This window comes from Marinagarivorans sp. (genome assembly GCF_982758155.1).
Window position 1 is genome coordinate 9144 of sequence record NZ_CEXWTU010000089.1, and the last position, 9237, is coordinate 18380.

Below are 9237 nucleotides of genomic sequence, written 5' to 3' on the forward strand. Positions count from 1 at the left end.
TCTCGAGAGCTGGCACCACAAGGCCGAGCCCGGCACCCAGGGCAAGCTGCAATTCAATGCGGTTTTGTCTGTAGCCGAGCAAGAAACCGGAGAGCTCTGGGTTGGCACTTGGTCGGGAGGTCTGCACAGAAAAGATCCTACTACACAAAAATTTGAACACTTTATTCCAAACCCTCGCGGGGACGATGGCAAGAGTATTAACAGCGCTTATATATGGGCACTGCAACTTGACGGCGACAACCTGTGGATTGGAACTGAGACCCACGGGATTAACCGTTACAACTTAAAAACTCAAGTATTCGATTATATTCTTGCCCAAACGCCTGCTGATAACCAGCATGTCTCGGGTGCACACGTTAAGGATTTCGCCATAGATCACGATCAAAATTTGTGGGTCGCAACATTTGGCGGGCTAGACATGTTCGATTTAACACGAGATAAAATAAAACATTATTATCGCGATGAAAAAGATAGCAATTCAATCATCAGTAATCGTACTTCAGCGCTACTGGTAGACACTAAAAATCGATTATGGATTGGGACCCAAGATGGCATCACACGACTCAACTCAGCGCGCGACACCTTCACCTCACTAACTATAAGCCAAGGGTTACCTTCCGATAACATTGCCAGCCTCGCGGAAGATAACGAAGGTTTTATTTGGGCCACTACAGATAATGGACTGGTAAAAATTGATCCCGAGACATTAAGTATTAAAGTTCTTCAAAAAGAAATAGGGCTAATAAGCAATATTTATAAACGCAACGCACTTTTTTTTGATAAAAAAAATCCTCTTGCACAACAGAATAAGATGTACGCCGGATCGACAGAAGGTTTAAGTATATTCAACCCTAGTAAACTTAAACTTCCGAACAAAGATCAGCATGTCACGATCACAGATTTAAAAATATTTAACGAATCCATAACAACACAAACACCCCACTCGCCACTAACAGCAAGCATTAGTGATACCACAGAGATAATACTTGATCACAACCAATCACTCATATCCCTCTCTTTTTCTGCCTTTAACTACAGTACTCATCAACATACTCGATATGAATTCATGCTAGAGGGCTACGATAAAAACTGGAGGCAAAGCGATGTACGCAACAATATTTCTTATGCCCATATACCGCCAGGAAAATACCAATTTAGAGTTCGCGTATTACCCACTAACAACGAGCCCTCGCCATCCATCACTACCCTTAGCATAAAAGTTAAGGGTCACCCACTGCTCACCTCATGGGCTTTTATTGTTTACACCCTATTAATACTCGCCATTGCTCAACTGGGGTGGCGCTATAAGGTTAAGCGTCTTGAACTCAACAAAGAGCGAACGATTAACAATAGGCTAATGCAGCTCGACAAAATGAAAGATGCTTTTTTAGCCAACACATCGCATGAACTAAGAACCCCGCTCAACGGCATAATCGGACTCAGCGAAAGCTTGCAACATAACTTACAAGTACATTTAACTGAAAAGCAAAACATTACTTTCGATATGATTATACAAAGTGGAAAGCGTCTCTCTCATTTAATCAATGATATCTTGGACATGTCAAAACTGGGCAACCAGGAAATTAAACTGCACCTAAGTGCCTGTGACATTCACCAACAAACCGAAACGGCCATTGCTTTACTCACACCACTTTTAGATAACAAACCGCTAATCATTAACAATCACATCCCCTCCTCACTACCGCACGTTTATGCCGACAAAAATCGACTTCAGCAGATACTGCTTAACCTGATTGGCAATGCGATTAAATACAGCGATGAAGGGCATATTGATATCAATGCAAAACTAGAGCGAGAAGTATTAACGATCAGTATTACCGATATGGGATTAGGGATAGCTGCAGAAGATGTAAAAACGATTTTTCAATCGTTCACCCAAGTTGACCACTCGGATTCACGTGATTTTGAAGGCTCTGGACTGGGCTTAGCCATTACTAAACAACTCGTCGAATTGCATGGCGGTAAAATTTCTGCAGTCTCCGCAATAAACCAAGGCAGCACATTTAGCTTTACTCTGCCCACTGCCAACCAAAAAGTAATGACCGCAACAGTAGCACCACCAAACACTTCACGCCCACAACGCTCTAAAGCCAGTATCACTCTAGAGCCGCCCTCTAGGCGTGTGAAAAATTTGCAAGCAAAGGCGCCGACCTATGCATCTTCCGTTACCGTATTGTGCGTTGACGATAACATCGTCAACCGAATGGTATTAGTGGGAATATTAAAACTTCACGGCTATCAAACCCTTGAAGCCGAGAATGGACAAGAAGCCATCGCCCGCGTACAAAGTGGCGAAAAAATAGACCTCATCATATTAGATGTCATGATGCCAAAAATCAGTGGCTATGAAGTGTGCCAAGTACTGCGCGCAACGCACCCCATCTATAAGCTACCCATTATCTTTTTAACCGCGAAAGAGTGCGCCAGCGAGATAACACACAGCTTTTTAGTGGGCGGAAATGACTTTATGGCCAAACCGGTAGATAAAGAAGAGCTGCTGGCTCGCGTTAAAGCGCTACTCAATATGGTTCGACAACAAGATGATTAGGGGTGGAAAATCCACCAATGCCTGTTTTTGACTTCCTTATCCTGCGGATAATGGGGCAATCTATATTTCCTCGCCCCTTATTAAGCCAACGCGGCTGTTTCCTCCCGGATGAGCTCAGGAAGCTCACGCAAACGCTGGTGGATATCCCAAGTTAAGGGCGGTAATGCCGCAACTGAGGTATTAAGCTTTAACTGTTCAAACGAACTAACGCCCACCACTGCACTGCTTACATCGCGATGATCCAGCACCCACCGCAACGCCAATTGATACAAGTCTAAGTGCGGCGCCAAGTTTAAGGCTTTGAGTGTTTCAACGGCGGCTAGGCCCTGCTGTAATGTTAAACCACTGTAGGGATTGCCCAATACACCCCGTGCCTCACGGTTGGACGGGCTGCGATAATCAGGAGCCGTAAATTGCGACTGCTCCGTTAAACGCCCTCCCAACAACCCACTAGCCAAAGGCTGGCAGGCAATAATGCCAACGCCAGCCTTTGCGGCGGCAGGCAATAACTCTTCTGCCGCCTCTTGCTGGAAAAGATTAAATACAATTTCAATGGAAGTAAGCCCTGGCTTATCGAGGCACATAAGTCCTTCGGCTGGGGTACTCACACTAGCGCCGTAATGCAGAATTAAACCTTCTGAACGAAAGTCTTCCAACCAACGCCAAACTTGATCACTACCCAGTAAAGAAGGATTGAACCGATGCAACTGCACGAGCTCTAGGCAATCTACATTCATTCGCGCCAATGAGCCCTCGATACTGCGCCGCATGCGGTCGTACTGATGACGATCGGGGTGCAATTCATTGTTACGGCCGACTTTTGTCGCGATGACACGGCGTGCAGGATTAAAGGTATTCCATGCCCCCGCGCGCGTTTCACTCACACCATCGCCATACACATCCGCGGTATTCCAAAAGCTAACGCCAGATCGGTCAGCTTCGGCCAATACGGTAAAAGCCATCACATTATCTAAAGGGCCATACTCGCCACTCAAAGATCGCCCATCAAGGCCAATCACTGAGGTTGCAATACCACTCTTGCCGAGTAACCGTTGTTCCATAATTGTTAACCTAAATCTTCAGTACGTAAAATAAAATGCCTAAGCATTCAAAACTAACGAACCGACATGATCCTCGCTAACAGAATTTAACTAAAGCCGTAGTCGTCAAGCCGCACCCTAAATGGGACAAAATGACATAACAAAAGACAAATCTATATCAATAAGAAATACCTTAAGGTATCTAAAGAATATTTGCGCTCACAGCTCACGCCGTAAAAAAACAAATAGCGCCAAATACACTGCAACCTAGAAACCAAAAAAAAACATTTATGGTAACAAAACAACCAAATAAGAAAAAACAATTAGTTGGGTCATCGATTTAACAAAAAACAAAACCAAGTAATTCAGTCTATACTTAGACTTTAGACGATTTAGGCGTCACCAACTGTTTTATTACGGCATGCCACTAAACGTTTATTTCCAGTGAAGAAATCATCCAGACATCGCTGAAAACACCGAAATTTCGCCACTAAAAATAGGACTAAAGCACCTTATTTGGTACATATCCTACCGATGATTAGCGTTAAAGTCAGAGGAAAATACAGTTAAACAGCGAATAGTAAACGTTACTTAGCGCAAGCTTTTAATAAATCTATGGCTTGTTTTTTTTATTTTATGCAGATGACTATTATGAGAAATAACCTACCCCCCAAACGACTCGGCACTAAGTCACGCCATCGGGACTTAGAAATAAGTACACTCCAGAACCTAAAAAGATGTGGGTAGGATAAACGTGCTTACACCCCTTCCTCCCGCAAACACACCCAAGGTTATCGTGCTGTTATGCAGCGATCCGCACGAACACCCTCACAATGACATTTATGGTGCTCAGCCTCTTGGACGATAATAGTACAGCGAGAGATCAGCCCCCCCTACCATCGCGCCGCGAAAGCGACTCATTCGCATGGCCTCTAAAGCATGCAGCCACTCGCGCTTGGTCTTCCGTTATTCGCCTAAATCTCAGCCACTACTGGTTAGTGCAATCATCCGCATGGGTTTTATATTTTGCCGCTATATTTCTCACCATCACTCTAACATCAGGTCGCTCGCTGCCTATCGGGACGCTACACGCGGTACTAGAGACCCTTGCTGGATTTGCCATTAGCCATCTACTAACACTGACTTTCCAGCGCCTTCGCGCACTCCCGGTTTATATTCAAGCGCCCATCATCATCACCCTGACAGTTACTGGCGCCGCCGTATGGAATTTATTCAAATGGGTCACCTTCAACGCATTATTTAAAGACACCTTTGAGCTACCCACCCTCTCGCACTTTGGTGACTGGTACTCTTTTTCGCTCGCCATATTTATTGCATGGTGCTCTGCTTATTTTGCCATTTTTCATTACTCACTACTGATTAGAGAACGCGAGAAAAGCTTACGACTTGAGGCAACCACTAAAGATGCACAACTGAAAATGTTACGCTATCAGTTAAACCCCCATTTTATTAAAAATGCGTTAAATGCAATTTCGACCCTCATACTTAAAGAAGAAAATAGTAAAGCCTATGCCACACTGGAGAAGCTCAGCAACTTCCTCAGTCATACTATTTATAATGACCCGCAAGAACTCGTCACCCTCGAAAATGAAATTGAAGCACTCGATGAATATATGGCGATTGAAAAAATGCGATTTACAGATCAACTTTCCATATCCATCAACTACGACGACGATGCACGCTTCTGCTTACTGCCCAATCTTATACTGCAACCACTGGTAGAAAATGCCGTGAAGTACGGTTCTCGCGGGGCACAAAAAATTACACGAATTCACTTAAGCGCTGAAGTCATCAAAAAAGAATTAATTATTGTGATTAGCGACAATGGCCCAGGTCTCGACATTCCCTCCGCCGCAACTAAACAGCGAAAAAGCTTGGGCATTAGCTTAACCCTAGACCGCTTACATGCGCATTTTGGCGACAAAGCTAATATAGAATTTGATAATCTAAAACCGGTAGGCCTTGCCGTAACATTAAGCATGCCAGCCTGTTTTGATACGTATTAATGGTAAACCCTATGACAACTCCAACAACACGCCACCCCATTAGCGCGGTTATCGTCGACGATGAACCTCTTGCACGCGAAGGCCTAAGGTTGCGCCTACAACAACACCCACAGGTGATTGTGGTTGCAGAATGCCAAAACATGAATGAGGCCGAAGCCGCGTTAAAAAAACACAGTCCAGATGTTATTTTCTTAGATATCGAAATGCCTCAAATCAATTCACTCGATTACCTTCTCAACAATAAAAAGGAAGACAGTGGATTTTCACAAGAGCGCCCATGGATTATTTTTGTTACGGCGTATCACAATTACGCCGTCGATGCCTTTAACGTCAACGCACTTGATTACCTAGTTAAACCCGTAGAGCAATCACGCCTGCAGCAAGCCCTCACTAAAGTAGAAGATCGCATCATACGCTTACAAAGCTCTGGAAAAGAGCAAGAGCTGCCCTCGCCTTACGTCGACAAACTGATTATTAAAGACCAAGGTAGCAGTATGATTCTGCCCTGCGACACTATCGACTGGATAGAAGCTGCTGGCGACTACATGGGCGTTCATGCAGGGGGTGCGGTGCATATTTTACGCACAACCATGAAAGAACTAGAGCAGGACTTAGACCCAAAGGTATTTAAACGTATTCATCGTTCTATTATTGTTAACACCCGCCAAATCCATAGAATATCCCCCCATACCAGCGGCGAAAGTTTTTTACACTTAAAGTGCGGCGACAAACTCAAGGTCAGCCGATCTTATAAAAATAAAATAAGGGATTTTCTTTAGGGCAAGAAAACAATTCTTATCCGACTATGCTTGATCCAGACCTGTTTTATCCAGGCATATTTTATCCAATCCTGCTTAATAGAGCTGTTGTGATTTACTAACTTGCGGCTCTGAGCCTTCACTTATTTTTCGGTTCAGCAATGCCCCAGATACCTCCCTCAACGAGGTATCCGGCACCAAACCTGATCAGGTTATAGCTCTCCGTTTTCCGTTCGAGACTACGAAAAAAGCTTCTTCACAAAAAATGTTAACGCTATCCCACAAATTAACATCCGCAATCATTCACCCCAAATTGAGCGCACTCTGCCGCTACCCCCCCTACTTTTAAAACTCAGAAGCCGGCACACTCCAATCACAATATCCACACCGCATACGCATTGACGATTCACTTTTTAGCACTGGAATACCCGTCGCGTAGTCATTAAACGTAACTATTCAGGTGGGCTCGAAATCATGCCCACTCAAAGGCGAACTGATTGTTTTCTGGGCATTCAAGCGTCAGGAACGCTTGCATAGCGGCCATGGATGGCTTGAGCGGCCCAGAAAATGATCAGTTTGCCGGCCTATTTGTGTATGGCTGAATAGTTACCATTAAACAGCATGAAGGTAAATACAATGGGCGCGAACAACAAAGGGCGGGTAGGATTATTCAGATCACAGCAATGGCAAGCTTGGGCTTCAATTAAAAAGGCCAACTGCTTATTAGCCTCTATTTTATTGTGCGCCTGCAGCGGCACCAGTAATCAAGGCAGCTCCGCAACTGCCGATATTCACTCGTCAACCGGAACACAATCCAGCGCCAGCCTAGCTTCCGCCAGCAGTGCTTTAACTGTTATCTCAAGCTCAGCAGCATCAAGTAGCAGCGCAATGAATGGCATACCAAACCAGTGCCCAACCAGCCACCCTTTTTATGCCGCCAACTGTAACCAATGCTTTGCCGATGCTAACCAAGCGCAATCTTCAGGCTGCGCAGAAATAAGCAGCAATGGTGAGCCAAGTAATAACGAGGATCCAGATCTACCCCCAAACTTTGATCAAGAAGAAGTGATTGACCGCAGCAAAGCCTTTGATGTTGATGGCGGTACATGGGTAGACGATGGTGTAGTGATCACGCGCCGTGCCGAACGCTACCGTGTTCGTCACGAACTCAGCTTCGATAATTTCAACAATTACAATATTGAATATTGGGTTGGTCGATTTGGCTGGCTTGAATTACGTGACTACACCCGCACCGCTGCCAGCAAGCACCGTCCAGCCAACTGCGGCTCGGAAGCGGCCTGTGTTGTTGTAATGCTCCACGGAGCCGTGCCCGCCGCCATGACGGACGCCGAAGGGAACACCAAAGACTGTAACCAACAAGTTCCCAATTGGCGTTACCACAAAACATATGGCAACGAGACCGATTTTGTTTACGGTTACGTTATGGAAATTATCACCACCGATGGCCAAATTATTCCTGCCTGCAATGCAAGCCAAGCACAACGTCAGCAAGCCACCGATTGGCGCGCAGTGATGCGGCCCGATGCCACCATTCCTCGGGGCTTTGCCGAAGGCGATCAGATAGAGTTTGAAACAACCATTAACTTTAGTCGCGCCAATACGCTGGGAGACAATGTAAATTACTACGGACAAACTTATAAATATGTTTTAGGCCAAGGCTTTACGGTTAACAATCGAGACCCCGCCATTGGCCCTGTGAACATTAACGATAGTTTCGCCAGGCTCGGCGGCGACACCTCGGTTCCGCAACTATCTGCAACAGGCAATACCGAACAGCGCTTCGCCTTTATGCAACACGCCTACAATATCAGCCCTAACCATATCCAAGGTTTTTTAAACGGCCGTCGTTTATTCCATACAGATTTTGATAACGGCCATCACGTCGAGCCCTTTAAACCGGGGCCGCAAGCCATCAACGGTAATTTACCCTCGCCCCACCTCGCGGGCATAACAACCAACCCCATCCAAAATGCTTGCACACAATGCCACGAACTCAACGGTAATGGGCCCGTACAAGACACTCAAAATGTTACGCCACCTAAATTGATAGGACTGGGGTTACTCGAGGCAATAGCGGAAAGCCAAATCGAAGCTTGGGCGAACGACAATGGTGGTAAAGTTAGTCGCGTTAAGCTTAACGGCAGCGAACACATTGGTCGCTTTGGCTGGAAAGCAGAAACCATTTCCGTCAAACATCAGACTGCTAAAGCGCTTCAGAACGACATGGGTATTGGCACTGCATTTGAAGGCTTTGGGCCAGAAGAGTTGAGCGATACGCATCTAGAAGAGCTCACGCTTTACACCAGTTTATTGTCCGTCCCAATACCCCGAGAAAATCTCACCAGCCTGCCAGGGCATACGCTCTTTCAACAGATAGGCTGCGATAGCTGTCATAAAATGACCGTAACTACCGGTGAGCACCCCCTTAGTGAACTCAGTCATCAGGTCATTCACCCCTACACCGATTTATTACTGCACGATTTAGGTGAAAGCGAATATCGAACCGCGCCACTTTGGGGTTTGGGCTTGAGTGGTTATGTGCGCTATGGCGATGATGATGCAGGCAACGGAACCTATGCCTTGATGCATGATGGTTTAGCTACGACCATTGAACAGTCCATTGCGCGCCACGGCAGCAGTGCACAAACATCCCGCGCCGCCTTTAATCAGTTAACGCGAAGTGAACAAACCGCTATTATCGATTACCTGAAAGCCTTGTAAAGCGCTTAGGGGCGTGCACGGAATAAGTTGCTGGAATTTGGGTTTATGGGTGCTTGCTTGACGAGGCGAAAATATGGCGTAATAGCCGGCTATTGCAAATA

5 protein-coding genes are annotated in these 9237 nt (G+C 45.7%); 4 read left to right on the forward strand and 1 reads right to left on the reverse strand.

Translation table 11 applies throughout. The features are described from left to right. Positions 1–2569 (forward strand): hybrid sensor histidine kinase/response regulator (locus AC3A8L_RS11260; RefSeq protein ID WP_487962354.1); only part of this gene is annotated, 2569 nt, incomplete at its 5' end. An 80-nt stretch (positions 2570–2649) separates the two neighbouring features. Here AC3A8L_RS11260 and AC3A8L_RS11265 read toward each other — a convergent pair. Continuing rightward, entirely contained in the window at positions 2650–3630 is a 981-nt protein-coding gene (locus tag AC3A8L_RS11265; protein ID WP_487962355.1) for an aldo/keto reductase, read from the reverse strand. 836 nt (positions 3631–4466) lie between these two features. On the opposite strand from AC3A8L_RS11265, the gene AC3A8L_RS11270 reads away from it, so the two are divergent. From AC3A8L_RS11270 to AC3A8L_RS11280, 3 genes are all read left to right on the forward strand, one after another. Beyond that, on the forward strand, positions 4467–5636 hold the full coding sequence (locus AC3A8L_RS11270) for a sensor histidine kinase (RefSeq protein WP_487962356.1): 1170 nt from the start codon (positions 4467–4469) through the stop codon (positions 5634–5636). An 11-nt stretch (positions 5637–5647) separates the two neighbouring features. Further along, positions 5648–6415, forward strand: coding sequence for a LytR/AlgR family response regulator transcription factor (locus tag AC3A8L_RS11275; RefSeq protein ID WP_487962357.1), 768 nt, complete (start codon positions 5648–5650; stop codon positions 6413–6415). A gap of 615 nt (positions 6416–7030) precedes the next feature. Beyond that, complete coding sequence (locus AC3A8L_RS11280; RefSeq protein WP_487962358.1) at positions 7031–9136, forward strand: di-heme oxidoredictase family protein; 2106 nt, start codon at positions 7031–7033, stop codon at positions 9134–9136. Positions 9137–9237: the final 101 nt, after the last annotated feature.